Origin of the sequence: Flavobacterium sp. Leaf82, assembly GCF_001422725.1 — a bacterium.
Classification (GTDB): domain Bacteria; phylum Bacteroidota; class Bacteroidia; order Flavobacteriales; family Flavobacteriaceae; genus Flavobacterium.
Genome location: NZ_LMMA01000032.1, coordinates 615,090 through 639,175 on the forward strand (window position 1 = coordinate 615,090; position 24,086 = coordinate 639,175).

Genomic DNA, 24,086 nt, shown 5'->3' on the forward strand with positions numbered 1-24,086 from the left:
TTTAAATGTATGAAGAGCAATTTTAGAAGAAATTTACTCATAAGTTCTACTGTTTCATTACTGGTTTTAATGATCAGTTCTACAGCTTCTTATCTAAGTATAAAAAGCTTATTAAGCAGTAATTTTTGGGTCAATCATACCCAGGAAGTAATTTATAACCTGAACGAAGGTTCAGCTATAATTACAGAGGCACAAACCAGTATGCGGGGATATTTGATTACCGGCGACGAGCAATTTGTGCAGCGCTATAATGATGCAGAGATAAAATCGAATTCGTATTTTGAAAAAGTTAATGAACTTACTGTAGATAATCCGTCGCAGCAACAGCAGTTAAAAGAATTAAAAACGCAAAGAAGTAATTTTTTTAAATATCTCAACAATCAAATTGTAAAAAAACGATTAGGAAAAGATGCCGTAGTATTTGATCTCAACGAGGGGAGAACAATGATGAACGACTTGCGTTCTCAAATTAAAACAGTCGAAAATACAGAACAAAATCTTTTAAAAGAACGCAACCAAAACTCAGAACGATACGGAATGTACAGTATCATTTTGATTATTGTTGCTTTTATAGTCGCTTTTCTGATTTCGATTGTCTTTTTAATCCGAATTTTAAAAGATTTTAATGAGCGTGCTTTACTTCAAAACGAATTAGAGAGAAAAGACATAGAAACAGCGCAGAGAATTGAGGCGATTAGTACAATAGCGAGTAATATTTCGAGCGGAAATTATGATATTCGTGTAGATGATACAAAAGCTGATGCATTAGGCAGCGTAGGTGAATCGCTGAATAATATGGGAGTTTCCCTAAAAAGTTCTTTTGATCTGTTATCGCAAAAAGAATGGATGCAAACTGGTGTTGCGAATCTTAATAATGTCATGCTGGGAGATAAAACGCTTCAAAAACTATCAAAAGATGTTATTGAATTTGTTTGTCAATATACTAACAGCAGCGCGGGAGTTTTGTATGTTCTGGAAGAAAATGAACTTTATGTAAGCGGAGGATACAGTTATATCCCAAGTAAAAACCGCGAGCGTATTCAAAAAGGGGAAGGCTTAATTGGGCAGGCAATTATTTCAGGAAAATTATTGGAATTAAAAACATTATCACCGGACGATATTCACATTAATTATGCATTAGGACAAATAAAACCAACTCATATTGTGGCAGTTCCATTGTTAGATACAAGGATAGAAGGCGCTCTTGAGCTGGCAAGTATTTACGGATTTTCTGACTTGCATTTAGAGTTTTTAAGAACGGTTTCGAATAATATTGGAATCGCAATTAAATCTACTCAAAACAGAAAAAGGGTAATGGAATTATTAGAAGAAACCAAATCCCAGTCTGAAGAACTTCAGGTTCAGCATAGCGAATTAGAAGCTATTAATGCAGAGTTGGAAGCTCAAACAGAAAAACTGCAAGCTTCTGAAGAGGAACTAAGAGTGCAACAGGAAGAGTTGGAACAAACCAACGAAGAATTGTCTGAAAGAAGTGTTTTACTGGAAGAAAAAAACAACGAAATCCAGAAAAAATCTGAAGCACTTGAACTTACAACACGTTATAAGTCAGAGTTTTTGGCAAATATGTCACACGAATTAAGAACACCTTTAAACTCAATCCTGCTTTTAAGCCGATTGTTATCTGAAAACAATAACAAAAGCATGGTTTCTGAAGAAATTGAGTTCGCCAAAGTAATTCAGAGTTCAGGAAACAGTTTATTGGGATTGATCGACGAGATTCTGGATTTATCTAAAATTGAAGCAGGTAAAATGGAACTTGAATTCCTGGATGTTTCAACAAAAGAAATCACAGATACTTTATGGAACTTATTTAATCAGGTTGCTAAAGAAAAAGGAATTAAGTTTGAAATTATTTCTAAAGATGCGCCAGTTGTCATTAAAACAGACAAAATGCGTTTAGAACAAATTCTAAAAAACCTGATTTCCAACGCTATTAAATTCACGGAAAAAGGAACAGTTAGTATAGAAATAAAAATAAATACTGACGATGATAAAGTGATTTGCTTTATTGTAAAAGATACCGGAATAGGAATTCCGTTAGACAAACAGCCTTTAATTTTCGAAGCTTTTCAACAAGCAGATGGTTCAACAAAACGTAAATATGGCGGAACCGGTTTGGGATTATCAATCAGCAGGGAATTAGCAAAACTGCTTCGTGGTGAAATAATCCTGCACAGTAAAGTAAATCAGGGAAGTACGTTTACTTTATGCCTTCCTGTTTTTGGATCTGCAATGCATAAAATCAATGTAGAAAAAATTCCTCCAACAGAATTTACTGAGGTGTCAGAAGAACAAGAAAAACCTGTAAAGAGAAAATACATAAGCGAGACTATTCCGGCTGAAATCGAAGACGACAGAGATTCAATTGAAGATGGAGATAAAGTAATCCTTATTGTAGAAGACGATATTAACTTTGCCAAATCACTTTTGAGTTTTACCAGACAAAAAGGATATAAAGGTGTTGTTTCTGTTCGTGGTGATTATGCCCTGAACTTTACCTTACTTTATAATCCGGTTGGTGTTTTGTTAGACATCGAATTACCAATAAAAAGTGGCTGGGAAGTACTGGAAGAATTAAAAAATCATTCAGAAACCAAACATATTCCGGTTCATATTATGTCATCGCATAAACTAAAACAGGAAAGTTTACTAAAAGGAGCAGTTGATTTCTTAGATAAACCGGTTGCGTTTGATAAAATTCCGGATGTGTTTTTAAGAATTGAACACATCATAAATAAAGACGCACAAAAAGTCCTGATTATCGAGGACAATCCAAAACATGCTAAAGCATTGGCATATTTCCTGGAAACATATAATATCAACTCTGAAATAAAAAGTGAAGTTTCGCAAGGATTAGAAGCTTTAAATAAAACAGAAGTAGATTGTGTTATTCTTGATATGGGAATTCCGGATAAACACGCTTATCAAATTTTAGATGGTGTAAAAAAATCTCCGGGATTAGAAAATCTTCCGGTAATTGTATTTACAGGAAAAAGTTTGTCGATGAAAGAAGAAGTGAAAATTAAAAAATATGCGGATTCGATTATTGTAAAAACGGCGCATTCTTACCAAAGAATGTTAGACGAAGTATCACTTTTCCTTCACTTGGTAGAAGATAAAAAAGATGGAAAAGACAAAAAAGAAAGCCATAAAAAGCTAAATTTACTAAACAATATCCTGCATGATAAAAAGGTATTGATTGTAGACGACGACGTTCGTAACATTTATTCTCTGACAAAAGCGCTTGAAGTCTTTAAAATGAACGTTATTACCGCTTTTGATGGTAAAGAAGCAATTAAAATTTTAGGTGAACATCCTGATACTGATGTTGTTTTACTGGATATGATGATGCCAAATATGGATGGTTATGAAACAGCCGAAAAAATTAGAAGCATTCCTAAATTTTTAAGCTTACCATTAATCGCCGTAACAGCCAAAGCAATGACAGGCGACAGAGAAAAATGCATCAAAGCCGGAGCATCAGATTATATTACAAAACCGGTAGATATTGATCAGTTACTTTCGCTATTGAGAGTTTGGTTGTATGATAAAATCTAGATAAGAGGAAAGAGGAAAGATTATAGAATATAGAAGAAAGAAGAAAGAGTAGAGAATAAAGAGAAGTGCTGCAGATTAATTTAAAAAATCTTTTGAATCTGTGAAATCTGTGGCAAAAGAAAAATTAGCTACACAAACATTAAAAAAATAATTCGTGCAAATTCGTGGAATTCGTGGCGTAAAAAAAATAAAAGGTGGACGAAATGAATAAAAAAAGACTCTTAATTATTGATGATGATTCTAGAAATATTTTTGCTTTAGAACACACTTTACGTGCAAAATCATACGATTGTTTGTCTTGTTTAAGTGCTGAAGAAGCTTTAAAAATATTGAGTACAGACGAGCCTGTCGATGCAATTTTAATCGATATGATGATGCCGGAAATGGATGGCTACGACGCAATTCCTATAATTAAGGCAATTCCAGAAAGACGATCTGCCTATATTGTTGCTGTTACAGCGCAGGCAATGATAGGCGATAAAGAAAAATGTCTGGAAGCAGGAGCAGATGCGTATATCTCAAAACCGGTAGATGTAGATAAATTACTTGCTATTTTGAGCAAAATTTGAGGAGATTATGATTGAGGATATCGAATTAGAAACACTTATTAATGATGTATACGAATATTATGGATTTGACTTTAGCAGTTACTCCCGTGCTTCATTAAAAAGGCGTGTAAACAGAGTAATGCATTTAGATGGATTTACCCATTTTCATGAATTTCTTTCTAAAGTTCGTTACGATCAGGAATATTATAAAAGGATGGTCGATGAAATTACCGTAAATGTTACGGAGATGTTTCGCGATCCTGCTTTTTATACCATCGTTAGAAATGAAATTTTACCCCTTTTAGGCACAAAACCTTTTATTAGATTGTGGCATGCAGGATGTTCTACCGGCGAAGAAGTGTATTCTATGGCTATAATGCTAAAAGAAGCAGGTTTGCTGCATAAATCCTTAATTTATGCAACAGATATTAATGCAACTGTATTAGAGACAGCAAAAAAAGGAATTTTCCCTTTGCGAATGATGAAAGAATATTCAGAAAACTATAGGGATTCCGGCGGGCTCGAAGATTTTTCAAGTTATTATATTGCCAATTACGGTATCGCTAAATTTAATGCTGAACTGGCTGAAAAAATGGTTTTCTCACAGCATAATTTAGTTTCAGATACATCATTCAATGAATTTGATATGATATTATGCCGCAATGTTTTAATTTATTTTGATAATAACCTTCAAAAAAGAGTTATTAATTTATTCGATGAAAGTTTAGCCACTTTAGGTTTTTTAGCACTTGGTACAAAAGAAACCATAAAATATTCTATTAGTATGAGTAAATACAAACAGTTGGATAAAGAAAAAATATGGAGGAAGATAAAATAACAATATCAAACTGTAAAGTACTTATTATAGGCGGATCTGCAGGAAGCTTAAATGCTTTAATGCAAATCCTGCCTGATTTGCAAAATATAAACGGGTTTGCAATCGTAATCGTATTGCATCGCAAAAGCACAGATGATCAGACATTAGAAGAGCTTATTATACTAAAATCGAATATTGAGGTTAAAGTAGTCGAGGACAAAGCGCCACTTCTCGCAGGATTTATCTATGTTGCTCCGTCAAATTATCATTTATTATTCGAAAAAAACGAAACACTTTCTTTAGATATTTCAGAAAAAATCAATTACAGCCGTCCCAGTATAGATGTTTCATTTGAGTCAGCCGCAGAAATTTACGGCGATTCCTTAGTGGGAATTTTATTATCAGGATCCAATACTGATGGAACGTATGGTTTGAAAGCTATTAAAGCCGCAGGAGGAAAAATTGCGGTTCAAAATCCTCTTTCTGCAGATATGCCTTTTATGCCCAACAACGCTATTTTAAATGCAAATCCTGATTTTGTTTTAACAAATGAAGAGATCCTGACATTTATTAGTAACATCAATACTTAAGATTTATTTTTTAGGTTTCACTTCTTCATCCTCCGGAAGGATTACTTTATTCAATTCTGCTTCTTTTTCAGCCCTTCTTTGTGCTGCTTTTCCTTTACCAATAGGTAAACCAGCCGTTACATACAAAGACCTGTTGTATACATTAGGTCCGTCGCCCTTCATAACGGGAACAAGTCCGTAATAATATTGAACCGTTACATTGAGTCCGTTTCCAACATTCATGTGATAGCCTACGCCAAGAGCAACCCCGGCATCAATAACCCGTATTTGATCGCGAATATTCTTTTTATAAATCACATCATCTTTATCGTATTCTTGCTTGAATTCATCAAAAGCCTTGGCAAGTAAGCCCAATTGAGGCCCGGTTTTAAGATAAATATTATTTTTAAACTGATATTTAATTAAAATAGGCACATTAAAATAGCGTATTTCACGATTTACACTTCCTCCCGCAAATGTATTATCCAGATTAACATCGTTTAAAGAATAAACCGGAATTCCGTGCGCACCCATAGGAGATTTTACAATTACGCCCGTATTAATCATCCAGGCAGGATTTTTTTTAGAACGAATATCAAAATAAAAACCCAGATTAAAACCTACATTAGTTCCTGAAGATTCCAGATCAGAAATTGTAGAGAAATTTACCCCGCCATCCAGACCAAATTCAAGAAAAGGAGAATTTAGTTTGTCTCCAAAAATTAAGGAAATTAAAACTTGCGAGCGTGCCGTAGAAATGCAAAACAATGCGATAAGTAATAATAAACCTTTTTTCATATAATGAGAATTAAAGTCCAAAGCGATATTGCAGACCGGCTAAATATTGTGTACGAGAACCCAAAAATCCAGCTTCGAGTCTAAACATGATATGTTTATTGTATTGAAATTGAGATCCAACAATAAAGTTCCACATATCTTTAGGTGATTTTTGTAATGAATATTGTACCGTTGATGATCCTGCAGTACTCAAAGCACCATCAAGAGTCGTTAAAAAAGTTCCAGCAGATTCTAAAGCTCTGTTTGCCGTATTATGTTTCGCAATATTGGCGGGATTTTTTTGCTGAGACGCCGTTAATCCGTCCCACCAGGTATCTACTTTTGTTTGGTTTTCAGACACTTTTGTTAATCCGGTATCTACTTTTTCCTGAGCGTTATCCAGATTCAAAACATCAGATAAAGCGATGTTTCCCTGCGTGTTTCCTTCAATATGAACTCGGAAACCACCAACCCAGACTGCAATATTTCGTTCCGGTTTACGCAGTTTGAACGTTTTACCTAATCTTGGACCAAAAATATACGAGAAAGCAGGTTTATCCAGAGCACTAACATCACTCCAGGACATATTCATATCCAGCGCCAGCCATCCTCCGCCAATACCAATTGTAGGCGTTAATCCAAAACCAAATGTAGTGGCATCAAAATTAGCTTTAGTACTAAAACTGGCAACTTGAGACCAGTTATTATCCGCGTCAGGAATCCAGATTCCCGCATTTATCTTAGTTGTAGGTTTTGCTTTTCCAAAAATTCCGTACACATTTAAAAACGGAAGCAGCCAAATATCTGGTCGGATAGTAATCGCTCCAACTTCGACAGAAGATTTATCAAAACGTACAATTTCATCCAGGTTATATAATGGTCCGTTATTAAAACCAACTTGCAGATTTTTGATGTTTATTTCAGAATCCTGCCAGAAATAATTTACTGAAAGCCCCGCAGAATAAGGCAATTTATATCCTTTTTGAGCTACTTTTTGTCCCCAAATAGGTAAAGCATATGGATATTCCTCGACTTTAAGACTGTCTTTTAATTCCTGATTTTTCGCTCCTACAATTTTTTCAGTGTATACCTGTCCAAAAATCTGCATACTTAAAAATAAAAAAAAGACTGATAGTAGTGTATTATATTTCATTGACTTTCGTTTTTAAAATTGTTAATTAATAGAAATGCGTAAAATAAACAGGGACTAATAGATTTTTAGCGGAAGTGGCGTTTAAGTTTTTGTTTTATAAACAATTAGGAATTTTGGCTTTAAAAGTATGAACTGAATTTATATGTTAATTATTGTTAAAGTTAACTAAATTTTCTTACCAGTTCTAATATTTTTTTAAGAAAGTATATTTTTAGGAAAATGCATTTTAATGAAATCCGAAGGAAGTTTATCCTTTTTCATTTCCATCATTTTCAATTATTTAGATTTTGTATTAGAAATAAATACTATTTTTGTTTTGTGAAATGGATTACAATTATATTGTCACTTTATTTAATCGCGCTTTCAAATATGCCTTGTGCAGATATGGAAGTAGATAGTGCTGTACATAAAACTGCTCAGTTTTCATCAGAAGCAAATCATACGCATGATAAAGACAATGATTTATGTTCGCCGTTTTGTGCCTGTAATTGCTGCGGAGCACAGGTTTTAAGTTATCAAAGCACAGTAAGTTTTGATTTTCCTGCTGCATATACCATTATTTCAATCCCATTACCCAATTATAATTCTGTTTTTGCTTCTAATTTCTACGGAAGCATTTGGCAACCCCCACAAATAGCATAATGATGCCTGATTAAATTCAGGTTAGAGAGTTGTGGATTTTCCACAAAAGTAATAGACAAACCTTGTCTAATTTCTCACGCCATTATACCATTAAAATGTTAGATAAAATCATACAGTTTAGTATACGGAATAAGTTCGTCATACTATTACTTACCCTTGTATTAATAGCTTGGGGAAGCTATTCGCTCAAACAATTACCACTAGATGCCTTGCCGGATATCACCAATAATCAGGTGCAGATCATTACGACAGCGCCTACATTGGCAAGTCAGGAAGTCGAACAATTAATTACATATCCGCTGGAACAAGCCGTAAAAACAGTTCCGGATATTATAGAACTTCGCAGTATTTCGCGGTTTGGATTATCAGTTGTTACCGTTGTTTTCGAGGACGACGTAGATATTTATTGGGCAAGAGAACAAATATTTCAACGCTTAAAACAAGCCGAAGAAAATATTCCCGCCTATGCCGGTTCACCAGAATTAGCGCCAATTACCACAGGTTTAGGAGAAATTTACCAATACGATGTTTATGCCAAAAAAGGGTATGAAAACAAGTACGACGCCATAAAATTAAGAACCATTCAGGATTGGATTATTATTCCGCAATTGCAAGGCGTTAAAGGTGTTGCAGATGTGAGTACCTGGGGCGGAAAACTAAAACAATATGAAATCGCCGTAAACCCAAATACCCTTAATAGTTTGGGTGTTACGATTACAGAGATTTTTAATGCCTTAGAAAAAAACAACCAAAATACAGGCGGCGCTTATATCGAAAAAGATCAATTAGCGTATTTTATTCGTGGTGTAGGAATGGCAAAAGGAACGAATGATTTAGGAAATGTGGTCGTTAAAAACCGAAATGGTTCACCCGTTTTAGTCCGTGATGTTGCCGAAGTCCGCGAAGGTGTTGCCCTGCGTTACGGCGCATCAACAAAAGACGGAAAAGGAGAAATTGTTTCCGGAATGGTTTTAATGCTAAAAGGAGAAAACTCCAGCGCCGTTGTCGACAGAATCAAGGAAAGAATGATCCAGATTAATAAAAGTCTGCCCGAAGGGGTAGTTGCCGAAGCTTTTATTGATAGAGGAAAACTAGTCGATAATGCAATAGGAACCGTTACAAAGAATTTATTAGAAGGCGCTTTAATCGTGATTTTTGTCCTGATTTTGTTTTTGGGGAATCTTCGTGCAGGATTAATCGTTGCCTCGGTAATTCCGTTGGCGATGCTTTTTGCTGTTATATTAATGAATGCTTTTGGCGTAAGCGGAAATTTAATGAGCTTAGGGGCAATCGATTTTGGAATCATTGTCGATGGAGCCGTAATTATTGTCGAAGCCACCATGCATCATTTACAACAACTGAAACGCAAAAAAAAATTATCGCAAACCGAAATGGATGTCGAAGTGTATAATTCGGCTTCAAAAATCAGGAATAGTGCAGCTTTTGGAGAAATCATCATTTTGATTGTTTACTTGCCAATTCTCGCTTTGGTTGGTACCGAAGGAAAAATGTTCAAACCCATGGCAATGACCGTTGGTTTTGCCGTTGCCGGAGCTTTTATCCTTTCCCTGACTTATGTGCCTATGATGAGCGCTTTGTTCTTATCTAAAAATACTGAGCACAAAGAAAATTTCAGCGACAGAATGATGGCTTGGCTAGAGTCATTTTATACGCCATTATTAGAAAAAGCGTTGCAATTTAAAAAGATCGTTTTAGGAATTTCACTTGGTTTGTTTGCATTCGGATTAATTGTTTTTAATAGTATGGGAGGAGAATTTATCCCAACTATCGAAGAAGGAGATTTAGCTATAAATGCGACTATTATGACCGGAAGTTCGCTTACGCAGATGGTAGAAACGACCACAAAATACGAGCAGATATTAAAAGCAAAATTTCCCGAGATAAAAACCATTGTAACCAAAATAGGAAGCGGGGAAATCCCGACAGATCCCATGCCTATAGAAAGTGGTGATTTGATTATTGTTTTGAAAGACAAAAAAGAATGGGGACGAAAATATCACAATTGGGAAGAATTGGCAAATGCCATGAAAGAAGAAATGGAAGTAATTCCCGGAGCCAATATTGAGATTTCGCAACCCATACAAATGCGTTTCAACGAATTAATGACCGGAAGCCGAAGCGATATTGCCATTAAAATTTTTGGTGATGACTTAGAAATTCTGGATGCTAAAGCAAACGAGTTAATTTCGAAGATTAAAAGCATTGAAGGCATTGGAGATTTAAAAGCGGATAAAGTAACCGGATTGCCTCAAATTACCATTAAATACGATTACAATAAAATTGCTTTATACGGATTGAATATTTCAGACATCAATCAAATTATTCGTTCGTCGTTTGCCGGAGAAAGTGCCGGAAAAATCTATGACGAAAGCAAAAGATTTGATGTCGTAGTAAGAATGAATCAGGACAATCGCGCAGATATTACAGATGTAAGTAATTTGTTTATTCCGTTGCCAAACGGACAGCAAGTACCGCTTTCGCAAGTAGCAACGGTCGATTATGAGCAAGGTCCGGTGCAGGTCACGCGTGAAGACGGAAAACGCAGAATTACCGTTGGTTTAAATGTTCGTGGTCGCGATATTAAAAGTGTTGTAGAGGAAATTCAGCAAAAATTAGATAAAAATTTTAAACTTCCTGCCGGTTATTACGTAACCTATGGGGGTCAGTTTGAGAATTTAATCGAAGCGACAAAACGACTTTCGATCGCATTGCCAATGGCGTTAGGTTTAATCTTGGTTTTGCTTTATTTCACCTTTAAAAGTTTCAAACAAGCGGCATTGATTTTTACTGCAATTCCGTTATCCGCAATTGGAGGTGTTTTTGCACTCTGGATGCGCGGAATGCCGTTTAGTATTTCGGCAGGAATTGGTTTCATTGCTTTATTCGGAATTGCCGTTTTAAACGGAATCGTATTGATTTCGTATTTCAATCAACTCAAAACCGAAGGAATTTTGGATCCGTTGCATAGAGTTTTAATAGGGACCAAAACGAGATTACGTCCTGTTTTAATGACTGCGGCTGTTGCCTCTTTAGGATTTTTGCCAATGGCATTATCAACGAGCGGAGGAGCAGAGGTTCAGAAACCTTTAGCAACTGTAGTAATTGGTGGTTTATTTTCTGCAACATTATTAACGCTGATCGTTTTACCGATTTTGTATTTGCTTTTAGAGAAGAAGTTTAACCGCAAAGAGCGCGAAGATTTACGCGAAGAACGCAAAGAAGATTAAAAAGAGACAAGATGAAAGACACAAGATATAACTTAGACAAAACAAACTTTGCAATAATTCCTTTGCGAACTTTACTTTTAAAACTTTTATTACTGCATTCAAAAGAAAAAGCCTTTGCGAACTTTGCGAATCTTCCTTTGCGCTCTTTGCGGTTAAACACGCTCCAATTGGCCAATAAAACATTGTGGTTAATTGCATTTCTATTGATCACTACATTTTCGCAAGCACAAGGAAAAATCAGCTTAGAAAAAGCAATCGAACTTGCCAAATCAAACAACATCGATTTAAAAATTGCCGATAAAGAAATAGAAAAACAAACCGTTCTAAAAAAGACAGCATTTCAGCCGGAAGCGCTTCAGGTGCAATATCAGGGCGGACAATTTAATAGTGTAGATTTTGATCATAATGTTTCGATTCAGCAGTTTTTCCCGATAGGAAACATCACAAAAGCCAATCGTCAATTGCAGGAAGAACTGGTAAAACTAGCCGAAAAACGAAAAGCATTATCTTCTTATGAAATAGAAAAAGCCGTAACGTTATCGTATTATCAATATTTATATGGCGTTTCGATTCAGAAATTAAACTCGGAACTCAATGATATTTACACTAAGTTTTTAAAGAATGCAGAACTGCGTTTTCAAACCGGAGAAAGCGGAAACATTGAAGTTATTAGCGCTAAAGCGAAAGTAAAAGAGATCGAAACGCAAAAAGCACAATTAGAATATGATTTGGCGATTTACCAAAAGCAATTGCAATTTTTTGTTCAGACCAATGAAAATATCATTCCTGACGATCAAACATCGTTGCAATATACCGTTCTAAAAGAACAGGAAAATACGAAAGCAGAAAGTTTATTGACGGATTATTATGAGCAGCAAATCTCGGTTTATCAAAAAGAAGCCAATACGTATAAAGCCATGCGAACGCCAAAATTAGGTTTGGGTTATTTTGCTCAAACTATTAATACTCAATCCTTGTTTCAGGGTTTTACCGCCGGATTGCAAATTCCGTTGTTTGGTGGTGTGAATACCGCAAAAGCTCAGGCATCGGCAATTAGTATTTCGCAATCACAGTTGGCTTTGGATAAAAATAAATTAACGCTGAACCTGCAAAAACAAGAATTGCAAAACAATTTTGCCAAGCAGCAAAAAGCATTAGAATATTATCAAAATGAAGGTTTGCAATATGCCGATCAGATTATTAATACAGCACAAAAAAGTTATGCGAATGGCGATATGAGTTATTGGTCGTACATCAGTTTTTTGAATCAGGCAATTGATATTAAAAAACAATATACAGAGGCAACTCATACTTTTAATCAAAGCGCTATAGAACTTCAATTTCCAATCCTCAAAAACAATTAAAAATGAAAATAAATTTAACCGCAAAATTCACAAAGATTGTATCGCAAAGTTCGCAAAGAAGATTAGCTTATAGCTTATTGCTTATAGCCTACAGCGGAATATTAATTTCCTGCAATGAAAAGAAAACAGAAGAACCTCAGGAAGAAGAAAAGTCCCAAACAGAAGTTGCCTTAAACGAATCTCAATATAAAACTGTTGGGATCGAAACTGGATTTGTAGAGAACAGAAACCTGAATAAAGTCATAAAAGCAAATGGTTACACAACCGTTCCGCCACAAAATTCTGCCGAAGTTTCGACTTTGATAGGAGGAACTGTAAAGGATATTTTTGTTCTGGAAGGCACTTTTGTCAACAAAGGAAAAGTTTTGGCTACGATTCAGAATCTGGAAGTTATCGAAATGCAGGAAGATTATCATTCGGCTACAGCCAATATTGAATATTTGCAATTAGAATACAATCGCCAGAAAACCTTAAGCGATGAAAATGTAAATCCGAGGAAAGTTTTTCAGGAAGTAAAATCAAAATTGGCGGCAGAAAGAGCCAGAGCACAAGCCGCAAAAAACAAATTAGATGCTTTGCATGTGAGTACAAAAGGCAGTACTTCGTTAGTGCCAATTGTAGCGCCAATTAGTGGTTATGTGGGTAATATAAAAATCGCAAAAGGCGCTTATGCACAAACCGGAGTTGCCTTGTTTGAGGTAGTAGATAATAGCCAGATGCATCTGGATCTAAATGTTTACGAGAAAGATTTAGGTTCTATCTCGATTGGGCAGATAATTGATTTTGTGCTCACAAATCAATCAAACAAATCGATTAAAGGAAAGATATTTGGAATTAATAAATCCTTTTCTAACGAAAGTAAAACGGTCGCGGTTCATGCTAAAATCGAATCGGCAGATGCAAAAGGATTGATTCCCGGGATGTACGTTTCGGCGAATATCAACATCACAAATGCCACCGTTCCTGCGTTACCAAAAGATGCCGTGGTTCGAAATGCTGATAAGTATTTTGTTTTTGTTCAGGAAGATGAACACGCAGAACATCAGGAAAATAAATCTGAAGAGGGAAAAGCTCATGAAAAAGAAATTCATTTTAAAGCCATTGAAGTGATTCCCGGAACGACAGATTTAGGGTTTACAGAAGTAAAGTTTGTAGACAAAATTGATTCTGATGCTAAAATTGTGACAAAAGGAGCTTTTTATTTACTTTCTGCAATGAAAGGCGGAGGAGAGCACGGGCACTGATTTTTTTTAAGGTTCTAAGTTACTAAGATTCTAAGGTGCTGAGGTTTTTCTATCTTACTTATATTTACCGCACTATTTGTCATTTCGACGAAGGAGAAATCTTCACGAGAAGCTCGACAAAGATTGAATTATTTTTTAATTCAGCGGTTGATAAGCCGCTGGCTTTAGCCAAAACATTTCAACTAAAGCCTCCCAAATTGATTTGATAAAATCTCCAGCTAAAGCTGAAGGCAATTTAATTATAGTTTTGAAATCAGTGGAAACTTAAAAACTTTGTGACTTTGCGTCTTTGGGAGATTAAAATTGTTCAACTTGAAAACATTTGCAACAAAAATTGTAAATTTAGAAAGTATTTTAATGGCTGTTAAAACAACTATTACAGGTAAACTTGAAACAAAGAAAACCTGAAACCTGAAACAAATTTTTTATGGAACATACACATACAGAAGAAAAAATAATAAAAAAGAAACCAAAACAATCCAGTTGCTGCTGTTCGCATGAGGAACCGGTACATAATGAAAATGACGGACACGATCATGGACACGATCACGATCATGAACATAATGCAGAAGGAGGATTATTCAAAATGTTCTTGCCGGCGATTATCTCATTTGTCTTATTGCTTATAGGTATTGGGTTTGACAACTATTTTCCGCAAACCTGGTTTACCGGTTATGTTAGAATTGCCTGGTATATTGTGGCATATTTGCCTGTAGGATTACCGGTTTTGAGAGAAGCGTACGAAAGCATTACAAAAGGCGATGTTTTCTCAGAATTTTTCCTGATGTGTATTGCTACGATTGGAGCTTTTGCCATTGGCGAATTTCCTGAAGGTGTTGCGGTTATGCTGTTTTATACCATTGGAGAAAACTTTCAGGGATTGGCGGTAAGTCGTGCAAAATCGAATATAAAAAGTCTACTCGATCAGCGTCCGGACGAAGTCAGCGTTTTAGAGAATAATGTTGCCACAAAAGTCAAAGCGGCTGATGTTGCCATAGGATCGATTATTCAGCTTAAAGCGGGAGAAAAACTAGGTTTAGATGGAGAATTATTATCAGATACAGCTTCGTTTAATACGGCTGCTTTAACAGGCGAAAGTAAACCTGATACCAAGGTAAAAGGAGAAACGGTTCTTGCAGGAATGATCAACGGAAACACGATTGCACTGGTAAAAGTAACAACGGCATATAAAGACAGTAAACTTTCTAAGATTTTAGAAATGGTACAAAATGCGACGACCAAAAAAGCGCCAGCCGAATTGTTTATCCGCAAATTTGCCAAGATTTATACGCCAATCGTAGTATATCTGGCAATTGCGATTTGTTTGTTGCCATGGCTTATTGTAGATAATTATGTCTTTAGCGATTGGTTATACAGAGCTTTGGTTTTCCTGGTAATTTCATGTCCTTGCGCTTTGGTTATTAGTATTCCGTTAGGGTATTTTGGCGGAATTGGCGCTGCAAGTAAAAACGGAATTCTGTTTAAAGGAAGTAATTTTCTGGATAGTATTTCGACGATTCAGAATGTGGTGATGGATAAAACCGGAACCATGACCGAAGGTGTTTTTAAAGTTCAGGAAGTCATTATTCAGGAAGGTTTCGATAAAGAAGAAATCTTAAAATTAGTCAACGTTTTAGAAAGCCAAAGTACACATCCGGTGGCAACGGCAATTCATAATCATGTAGGTAAAATTGATGCTTTAATCGAATTAAAAAATGTAGAAGAAATTTCAGGGCATGGTTTAAAAGCGGTAATAAACGGAAAAGAACTGCATGTTGGGAATTTTAAATTAATGGATAAATTCAATATAAAATATGATTTAGATCCCAATGAAGTTGTCTATACCACAATTGCAATTGCTTACGATAATAAATTTGCCGGATATCTGACTATTGCAGACGAAATTAAAGAAGATGCACAAGAAGCGGTGAATAAACTAAAAGCCTTAGGTGTTAAAGTAACAATGCTTAGTGGTGATAAAACGAATGTTGTACAGTTTGTAGCTGATAAATTAGGAATCACAAATGCGTACGGAGATTTACTTCCGGAAGATAAAGTGAATAAACTAAACGAGATTAAAGCCAAAAATGAAACCGTAGCTTTTGTGGGCGATGGTGTAAATGATGCTCCGGTAATCGCTTTAAGTACGGTGGGAATTGCAATGGGAGGTTTAGGAAGCGATGCTACAATCGAAACTGCCGATGTGGTGATTCAGGATGATAAACCAAGCAAAATTGCAATGGCAATAAACATTGGGAAACAAACGAAAAAAATCGTCTGGCAAAATATCACTTTAGCTTTTGTCGTAAAAGCTTTTGTACTAATTCTTGGTGCCGGCGGACTTGCTACAATGTGGGAAGCTGTTTTTGCCGATGTTGGAGTCGCATTATTGGCAATATTAAACGCTGTGAGAATCCAGAAGATGAAGTTTTAATTCAGCATTTCATTATAAATATAAAAATCCCAATTCATTTGTTTGAATTGGGATTTTCTATTTATTATAATTAAACTGTTGGATGTAATCCAAAAAAAATAATTAAACACATAGAAACATAGGTTTTAGATGTTTAAAAGAGTGTAAAAAAAGAAACTAGTTTCTTCACACATACCTATGTTTGTTAATGTGAGTGAAACGCCTTTTATAAGTTTACAGAATCTATGGTTCTATGTGTTTTAAAAAAAAGATTCAAGGGGTTACAACTTCTTCAAATGTTTTTGTTCCTGAATTTCTCCATTACCAAAAGACCAATTCTCCAGACCATTATTTTCTAATAAAACAATGATCACGTTATTAATCAAAATTTGGGTCGATGCAGCAATTCTGGTCACAATTTGATGGTATAATTTCTTTTTTTGTTCTAAAGATCTTCCTTGTCCTGCTGTAATTTGCACATAAATAATTTCATCAGAATGTGAAATCCCAAGGTAACTTTCAGGATATTTTATTTGATGCGTTTCCAGTTCTTCAATGACATGAAAATAATCAGCTGCGGGAATATTAAATTCTTGTATTAAAGATTGATGTATAGCTTGAGAGATATTGTTTTTAGTTTCAAGTGAAAGTTTTTTAGGAAGGCTTATTCTAACAAATGGCATTTTAGTATAATTTAATAATGTACTAACAAAGATAAAGGCTCTTTTTGAAAGAGTAACACCATTTAAAAGAAAACCCCGAAATATTACTTTCGGGGTTTTGTATTTAGAGCTATTATCGTTCGATTTGTGGTTTTGGCAATTTGGCAATAACTTCATCTATTGAGAATGTTGCCGGCGCCTGACGCGGTGGAAATTTACGGTAGGTTTCCAGATACGCAGCGACTTTTGATACTGCGGGTAAAATCAAAAATGCACGATCAATCATCCATTTTTCATATCCTATAGAGCCATCAACGGCATATTCAAAAGGATCTGCTAATAAATCAATTATAAACGGACCTCTTAATTTGACCATTGGGTCGCGCCATATTTCCATTCCTTTTGCATATTGAGCCGCAAAAGTATATTTAAAACGATCATCACGATAAGCCACCAAATTACCATCATCATCAAAATAGATAAAATCATGGCGATTACTTGCAGTTTGACCTTTTAGATACGATAATTGATTGTAACCGTCTAAATGCACTTTGAAGTTTTTACCACCTTCCTGAACACCATTTTGTGCACTTTGCACTAAGTTTTGATCACCTCCAGCTGCAGCAACAAGAGTAGGCAGCCAATCTTCGGCAGAAAATAGTCCGGTTAAATTGCTTCCGGGTTTAATAACTCCTGGCCAGCGAACAACGGCGGGAGCACGATAAGCGCCTTCCCAGTTCGTGTCTTTCTCAGAACGAAAAGGAGAAGAGCCTCCGTCAGGCCATTGATTTTTCATTGCGCCATTATCTGTAGACCAGATTACGATGGTATTATCGGCAATTTTAAGATCGTCTAATAATTTTAAAAGTTCGCCTACCATTGCATCATGTTCCACCATTCCGTCAGCCTGAGTTCCAAGACCTGTTTTTCCTAAAGATGAAGGTTTTAAATGGGTAAAAACGTGCATTCTGGTACTGTTAAACCAGGTAAAAGATGGTTTTCCCGCTTTAGCTGATCGTGTAATAAAATCTTTGGCAGCAGCTAAAAATTCTTCATCAACCGTTTCCATTCTTTTTTTAGTCAGCGGTCCTGTATCTTCTACTTTTCCTCCTGCAGTTGCTTTTAAAACTCCACGAGGACCAAATGCTTTTTTAAATTCTGCACCTTTTGGATAATCCGGATTTTCTGGTTCTTCTTCAGCATTTAAGTGATATAGATTTCCAAAAAACTCATCAAATCCATGTTCTGTTGGCAAATATTTATCCTGATCTCCAAGATGGTTTTTACCAAACTGGCCGCACATATAACCTAATGGTTTTAGGAATTCGGCAATAGTTGGATCTTCTTTCTGCAAACCAACAGGCGATCCCGGTAATCCAACTTTCGTTAATCCGGTTCGATAAGGAGATTGTCCTGTAATTAGTGCTGCACGACCTGCAGTACAGCTTTGTTGGGCATAATACTGTATAAAAACAGCTCCATCATTACCTATTTTGTCGATATTGGGAGTTGTAAATCCCATTAATCCACGGCTGTAGGCGCTTACATTTGTAACTCCAACATCATCACCAAAGATGATAAGAATATTGGGTTTTGATTTGTCTTTTTGTGCAAGACCATCTATTGAAATTCCGAATAACAATAAAGCCATTAACGCAAATTTCATTATTGATTCGTTACGTTTTAATCTTTTAAATAAATTCATAAAATTGTTTTTAAGAAGTTTGTAATGGAAAATATGGGGAAGCAAAAGATGTAAAAGAGTAGATGTAAAGTTATCTTTTTTAAGTAATTGGCTTATTAGAAAGTATGTTCCATTTTATAAAATGAAACAAAAAAAGTTAGAAAATGAAACATAAAAAAAAGCCTGATACTTTAGAATCAGGCTTGCAATTAAAAATATTTTATTGATCAATCAAAAGACAGTTCAACATGGTTTTTGTCGTTTTCTATTCGAATATCTGTTTTATTATTTTCAGATGGTGTTAGCGTAGGATACCAGTTTCTATTAGGCTGTACCAGAATCAATAAACCTTCATCATCGCCAACGGCAGCAAAAAAATCGCTATTGGCATTTTTAGAAAAAAACTCTAATCCGTGTTTTGCGATTAATTGTTTTCCCAGTTCTAATGGATTTTCATTCACGATTCCGATCTCGCTGATATTCAAAATAGATTTAGAACTAAAAGCTTCCGTTTGTGCATTATTGAGATCATGTCTGGCAATAAATTCTAATAAATTACCATTGTTGTCATAGAAATAAACGGCGTTTGCATTCCAGTTTTCAAAATTGGTAATGACTTTTTGATCTTCAATAATAATTAATTCTACTTTACTTTTGCACCAATCAATGGCTTCATCAAGTTTGTTTTCCGGAATATTAAAAGCAAAATGATGAATAGATTTAAACTGAAGATTTTTAATAAATTTTAAAGTTGAATTTCCTGCCTGAATTGTAACTGAATCTGAGGTTTTTTCTATAGTTGGAAGTTCAAGAATATCTTGATAAAATGATGCTGTTTCTTGAATATTGTTTGTCTGGATCTGGATGTGTTGTAACTTCATGATGGTATTTTTTATAAAAGAAAAAAGACTTCTTTTCGTTTTAAACAAATTTAAAAAATGAATACCGGATTACGATTGACAAGCTATTTTATACTTCAATGAAAGAATAGTAAATTATGATAAGAATTTCTCTTATTGTAACACGTTATTTTTTAAACATATAAAATTTATTTGGAGTGAAATGTCTTCTACATTTTATTTGAACTAGTTTCTATGTGTTTAAAATAAAAAAAGCCCATTTCATAAAGAAACGGGCTTTACAGATCTGCAATTTTGGGGGCAATGTACAAATCGGTTATTAAGTTTATTTTGGCATTTCAGGCACCATAATTCTTCTTGTTGGCGTACTTAAAGTTTCTATAAAGGCTAATAAATCGCTTATTTCGTCTTTGCTTAACTCTAATTTTTTAAGCATAGGATCTACTTTCGGGATTAGAGAATCTCTTGGCGTTCCCAGATATTTTTTCTGGACGGGTGAAGGATTTCCCAAATTGTATAACTCGACAACATCTAATAAAGACGGAAAATGTCCGTGATGCATCCACGGTTTTGTATTGGCAACTTCACGAAGCGTTGGCGTTCTGAATTTGCCAATATCTTTTACATTTTTTGTGACATTATAACGTCCAAAATCTTCATTTTTTGTTCCAAATAAAGTCTGACCGTCGTTATGAAACTGATTGTCGCTAAAATAAGGCGTATTATGACAATTGATGCATTGCGCTTTTGTCCTGAACAAATGCAGTCCTTTTACCTGCGAATCTGTATAAGCTTCAGATTTTCCGCTAACGAAGTTATCAAATTTACTTTTTGGGCTGTTTATTGATCTTTCAAAAGTGGCAATTGCATATTGTATGCGTTGCAGATTGACTTTTTTATCTCCAAAAGCCGCTTTAAAAAGTTCGTTATATCCTTTTATTTTGGCAATTTTATCAACGGCAATAGTCAGTTTTTCGTTCATTTCAAGAGGATCTCCAATCGGGAACTGCGCCTGATCTTCGAGACTTGAAGCGCGTCCGTCCCAAAATAAAGAGGTGGCATACGCCGAGTTTAAAATCGTCATCGAGTTTCGTTTGCCCGTTTGGCGATCGTGACCAAAAGAACGTGTTAGATTATCTGTCCAGCCCAATTCAGGATTATGGCACGAAGCGCAGGCAATTTGTCCGCTGGTCGATAATCTTGGATCAAAAAATAATATTTTGCCCAGACTTTCTTTCTCTTTCGAATACGGGTTATAATCCGGATACGGAACCGCAGGAAGAACGCCAATATCCTGAAATGTTTTTTTATCGATTCTTGCATTCAAATCTGCCGCTGGCCATTTTGATGAATCTCCACTCGAATATAGCTTTCGCAATTCCTGAATATCAATATAATCTGGTTGTTCGACACTTTTATATGCCGTTAAACTCAGCAAAAGCAGAATAGGGAAGATGAGTTTTTTCAATTTTTGTCTTGTTTAGTTTTTTTTGTTTCAGGTTTTAAGTTTTAAGTTTCAAGTTTTCAGTCTCAGTTTTCAGGCTTTCAGTAACTTTTTCATAGTTTTAAACTTTGAAAAAGTTACTGCGACTGCGACTGCGACTAAAAACTCTTTAAAGCGTAACTTCTTTCGGACACGGAATGCTTAATGCAGCAGGTTTTGGATAAACTCTGTTGTTATACATTCTGTATTGTGTCGAAACTGTTCCTCCAAAAAGTTTATCGTTTGTTAGTTTTAACTCAAATGAAATCTCATATAAACCTGCACTGATTTCTTTGTATGTTCCGTCGCCGGAAATGGCAATTACATGCGTATTTGTTGCGCTTGAACCAATCGTAATGTCTTGCGGAATCACTAATACTGTTCCCTGGGTTTTGCTGTTTCCGTTTGCCGGGAAAAATTCTAATGCTGAGGTGATATTAAATCCGGGAGAAACGGCAGCCGAATTATTCTCATTAGAAAACCATCTTTTTAAACCAAAAGAATTGATTGTATTGGTTCCGGTTGCAACATTAAAACCAATTTTGAAGGCATCGTGATACACATCATCATTTGGGTTTGTCGTTCCTTTATCGCTGTACAATATAGCATTTTCGTTGTCTTTTGTTACCACAACCGGAAATGTCAAAGCATTAAAAGTCTGCCACGAACATGTACCGTTGTTATTAAACCAATGTTCTCCATAAGTTAAATAAAACGCATTTGTTGGGTCAGAAAATTTAGACGCAGGATTTGCCAGAATATCTCGCGGAGATTTTATAGGTTTTACAATTGTCAGGTTGATGTTTCCGGCAGCAGTATAATTTGGAGCATTGATTAAGGTTATTTTAGATTCGTAACGCGCATCATCGTTCTGAATATCTTCCAGAAGTTTTAAATGGTAGGTTATTGAACTTCTGTTATCGCCATAATCATCATGCGTTAATGAATATTCAAAGCCATTTTGGAATTTAAAAATAGAAGCTTTTTCTATTTCCGAAGGGAAAAACCCGTTAGGGAAATTAACTTTAAAATCGATTGTTTCGCCAACTTCTCCTTTTAGAAGATATTGCGTTACCGGAAAAGTATAAAAAGTTGAAATTGTTCCCAAATCTATCTTGAAAGTATCATTGGGATATTCTGTATTCAGGTTTCCAATATGAATTTCCGGATCTGATACCGTCTCTAATTTTAAACTAATGCTTTGATTTGCAGTCCATCTTTTATCAAAAGAGACAAAAATAGTATCTGTTATTTTACTGCCTTCAAATACCAATTGATTAACCGGATTTACAGTAAAACTTTCATTATCATTTGTTGACGATACAGCGCTAAAATTGACCGTTACAGGACTTTTTAGGGAACTGGTTGTTAAAGCCACAGGAACTTTCAAAGTTTTTATGGAACTGTTGAGATACGTTGATTGTGGCAATATGCTTCCGTTTACGGTAGGATATTCTAAAGGGATATTATCTTTTGTTAGAAAATTAAACCTTATAAACGGATCTATTTCAGTACCTAATCTATAATCGTCTTTCGAGCAGGAATTGAATAACAGGGCTATAAACAATATGCTTAATATCTTAATACGATTCATTTTGTTGTAAGTTAGGGTTAAGATTGGTGTTGTATGTTGGTATTGGCAGTACAAATTTTAAAGACGGATAAATCAAACTGCACGTAGAGGAAATACAACCGTCGATTCTGGAAATGTTTTTATGATTGCGTTTGAGATCAAAGAATAACTGACCTTCAAAACAAAGTTCTTTTCTTCTTTCTAAAAGAATATTTTCCTTCAGATTCGTTGTACTGGTTAGTAAAGTCGCATTTGCACGTGCACGAATACTATTGATATCTGCCAGAGCTACGTCGTTTCTGTTGGTTTCTAAAGCTGCTTCGGCACGAATTAGATACATTTCACTTAATCTAAAAGCGACATAACCGGCATTATTCTGGAACTTTTTAGTAAAATTATAATTTACATTTGTAAGAAGCCCGTTTACCAAAGTCTGAAGCGGTTGTGTAAGGAACAATTGCTTTCTTAAATCGGCATTTTCATATAGATTAAACAAATCATTAGACGCTGCATAAGCCTGATAGCTAGTAGCCGAAGTATAACCATAAACCTGCGACATTGAGGATGAAACAGAACCTTCTGAATCTTTTTTAAGAGCAAATTCCAATAAGATTTCAGAAACTGGAAGATCTGCTTTTTCCCATTCCGAAATTAGATTTGCCTTGTTTGTTAATGCCACACCAGAATTTGTAATCACATCATTGGCAGTTTCATAAGCATTATTCCAGTCGTTTTTTTGCAGATAAACTCTTGCCAGTAACGCTTTTGTATTATTTTTATTAAAAAGAGAATACGCGGCACCTGTTAGCAGGGATTTATCACCATAATTATCAATTGCCGTTTTTAAATCGGTAATGATAAGATTGTACGTATTGGCGGCAGTTTCTCTGACAGGATATTGTATTCCGGTTTTAATTGATTTTGTGTTGTAAACAATCCCTAAATGCGAAGCATCTGCGGTATAACTATAATCCTGACTGTACACCTGAGATAAAAGAAAGTGCGCATACGCTCTTATGGCTAATGCTTCTGCCTTAATCTGATTTTTTTCCTGTTCCGTTGCATCGGTTAGGGAAGGCGTATATTCTAAAATTAAATTAGCCTGATTAATGATATTGTAGCTTTCATCATAAAATGTCTTGAAATTGCTTGTCTGTGCCATATCTGCAAAAGAATAGACTTCTCTGGTATTTAATGCCGGAGAAATTTGACCTCTGCTGCTTCCGGAAGCGGTTGGCGTAAATTTTATATTTCCTCCTTGTAAATCTGCATAAACGGCAAAACGTTCTCCTCGCACATTTTCTTCAAGTTCTGTATAAACTCCTGTTAGAGCAGTTAATACGCCTTGTTTATTTTGCAAAAGTTCGTCTATAGAGGTTTGTGTTCCTGGTTCTTGTTCGAGAAAATCACTACAGCTCTGTAACGAGAAAATCAGGAAAAAAACTGTTATGTATTTTGAATATTTCATTT

Annotated in this window: 17 protein-coding genes; 9 read left to right on the top strand and 8 right to left on the bottom strand. The window is 35.3% G+C overall.

What is annotated here, in order from left to right; all coding sequences use genetic code 11:
• Positions 1 to 9 precede the first annotated feature (9 nt).
• The 4 genes from ASF10_RS17225 to ASF10_RS17240 all read left to right on the top strand — a co-directional run bounded on the left by ASF10_RS17225 (position 10) and on the right by ASF10_RS17240 (position 5,534).
• Entirely contained in the window at positions 10 to 3,579 is a 3,570-nt protein-coding gene (locus ASF10_RS17225; protein ID WP_056251633.1) for a response regulator, read from the top strand.
• A 203-nt stretch (positions 3,580 to 3,782) separates the two neighbouring features.
• Positions 3,783 to 4,148: a response regulator gene (locus tag ASF10_RS17230; protein ID WP_056251636.1), complete on the top strand. Its 366-nt coding sequence runs from the start codon at positions 3,783 to 3,785 to the stop codon at positions 4,146 to 4,148.
• Positions 4,149 to 4,155: 7 nt separating this feature from the next.
• Positions 4,156 to 4,965 carry a CheR family methyltransferase gene (locus ASF10_RS17235; protein WP_056251638.1) on the top strand — a complete coding sequence of 270 codons (810 nt, stop codon included), beginning with the start codon at positions 4,156 to 4,158 and terminating at the stop codon, positions 4,963 to 4,965.
• A complete protein-coding gene (locus ASF10_RS17240; RefSeq protein ID WP_056251641.1) occupies positions 4,947 to 5,534 on the top strand; it encodes a chemotaxis protein CheB in 588 nt (195 codons plus the stop codon). The genes ASF10_RS17235 and ASF10_RS17240 overlap by 19 nt, the downstream gene beginning before the upstream one ends.
• A gap of 3 nt (positions 5,535 to 5,537) precedes the next feature.
• On the opposite strand, the gene ASF10_RS17245 is transcribed toward ASF10_RS17240, so the two are convergent.
• Together ASF10_RS17245 and ASF10_RS17250 are read right to left on the bottom strand one after the other, a co-directional pair.
• Positions 5,538 to 6,311: a porin family protein gene (locus ASF10_RS17245; protein WP_056251643.1), complete on the bottom strand. Its 774-nt coding sequence runs from the start codon at positions 6,309 to 6,311 to the stop codon at positions 5,538 to 5,540.
• A gap of 10 nt (positions 6,312 to 6,321) precedes the next feature.
• Positions 6,322 to 7,443, bottom strand: a complete 1,122-nt coding sequence (locus tag ASF10_RS17250; RefSeq protein WP_056251645.1) for a hypothetical protein — start codon at positions 7,441 to 7,443, stop codon at positions 6,322 to 6,324.
• 318 nt (positions 7,444 to 7,761) lie between these two features.
• On the opposite strand from ASF10_RS17250, the gene ASF10_RS17255 reads away from it, so the two are divergent.
• From ASF10_RS17255 to ASF10_RS17275, 5 genes are all read left to right on the top strand, one after another.
• Positions 7,762 to 8,085, top strand: a complete 324-nt coding sequence (locus ASF10_RS17255) for a DUF6660 family protein (RefSeq protein ID WP_241774974.1) — start codon at positions 7,762 to 7,764, stop codon at positions 8,083 to 8,085.
• A gap of 95 nt (positions 8,086 to 8,180) precedes the next feature.
• Positions 8,181 to 11,333 (top strand): efflux RND transporter permease subunit, encoded by a 3,153-nt coding sequence (locus ASF10_RS17260; protein WP_056251648.1) that lies wholly within the window; start codon positions 8,181 to 8,183, stop codon positions 11,331 to 11,333.
• An 11-nt stretch (positions 11,334 to 11,344) separates the two neighbouring features.
• A complete protein-coding gene (locus ASF10_RS17265; RefSeq protein WP_082472453.1) occupies positions 11,345 to 12,697 on the top strand; it encodes a TolC family protein in 1,353 nt (450 codons plus the stop codon).
• A gap of 2 nt (positions 12,698 to 12,699) precedes the next feature.
• Positions 12,700 to 13,941 (top strand): efflux RND transporter periplasmic adaptor subunit, encoded by a 1,242-nt coding sequence (locus tag ASF10_RS17270; RefSeq protein WP_056251651.1) that lies wholly within the window; start codon positions 12,700 to 12,702, stop codon positions 13,939 to 13,941.
• A gap of 427 nt (positions 13,942 to 14,368) precedes the next feature.
• Complete coding sequence (locus ASF10_RS17275; RefSeq protein WP_056251653.1) at positions 14,369 to 16,375, top strand: heavy metal translocating P-type ATPase; 2,007 nt, start codon at positions 14,369 to 14,371, stop codon at positions 16,373 to 16,375.
• A 260-nt stretch (positions 16,376 to 16,635) separates the two neighbouring features.
• Here ASF10_RS17275 and ASF10_RS17280 read toward each other — a convergent pair whose 3' ends face one another.
• The 6 genes from ASF10_RS17280 to ASF10_RS17305 form a co-directional block, all read right to left on the bottom strand.
• Positions 16,636 to 17,037, bottom strand: coding sequence for a tautomerase family protein (locus ASF10_RS17280; protein ID WP_056251655.1), 402 nt, complete (start codon positions 17,035 to 17,037; stop codon positions 16,636 to 16,638).
• A gap of 112 nt (positions 17,038 to 17,149) precedes the next feature.
• Positions 17,150 to 18,721, bottom strand: coding sequence for an arylsulfatase (locus tag ASF10_RS17285; protein WP_056251658.1), 1,572 nt, complete (start codon positions 18,719 to 18,721; stop codon positions 17,150 to 17,152).
• A 206-nt stretch (positions 18,722 to 18,927) separates the two neighbouring features.
• On the bottom strand, positions 18,928 to 19,581 hold the full coding sequence (locus ASF10_RS17290) for a VOC family protein (protein ID WP_056251661.1): 654 nt from the start codon (positions 19,579 to 19,581) through the stop codon (positions 18,928 to 18,930).
• Positions 19,582 to 19,885: 304 nt separating this feature from the next.
• Positions 19,886 to 21,028, bottom strand: coding sequence for a cytochrome-c peroxidase (locus ASF10_RS17295; RefSeq protein ID WP_082472454.1), 1,143 nt, complete (start codon positions 21,026 to 21,028; stop codon positions 19,886 to 19,888).
• 145 nt (positions 21,029 to 21,173) lie between these two features.
• Complete coding sequence (locus tag ASF10_RS17300) at positions 21,174 to 22,637, bottom strand: hypothetical protein (protein WP_056251664.1); 1,464 nt, start codon at positions 22,635 to 22,637, stop codon at positions 21,174 to 21,176.
• Complete coding sequence (locus ASF10_RS17305) at positions 22,624 to 24,084, bottom strand: RagB/SusD family nutrient uptake outer membrane protein (protein ID WP_056251668.1); 1,461 nt, start codon at positions 24,082 to 24,084, stop codon at positions 22,624 to 22,626. The genes ASF10_RS17300 and ASF10_RS17305 overlap by 14 nt, the downstream gene beginning before the upstream one ends.
• Positions 24,085 to 24,086: the final 2 nt, after the last annotated feature.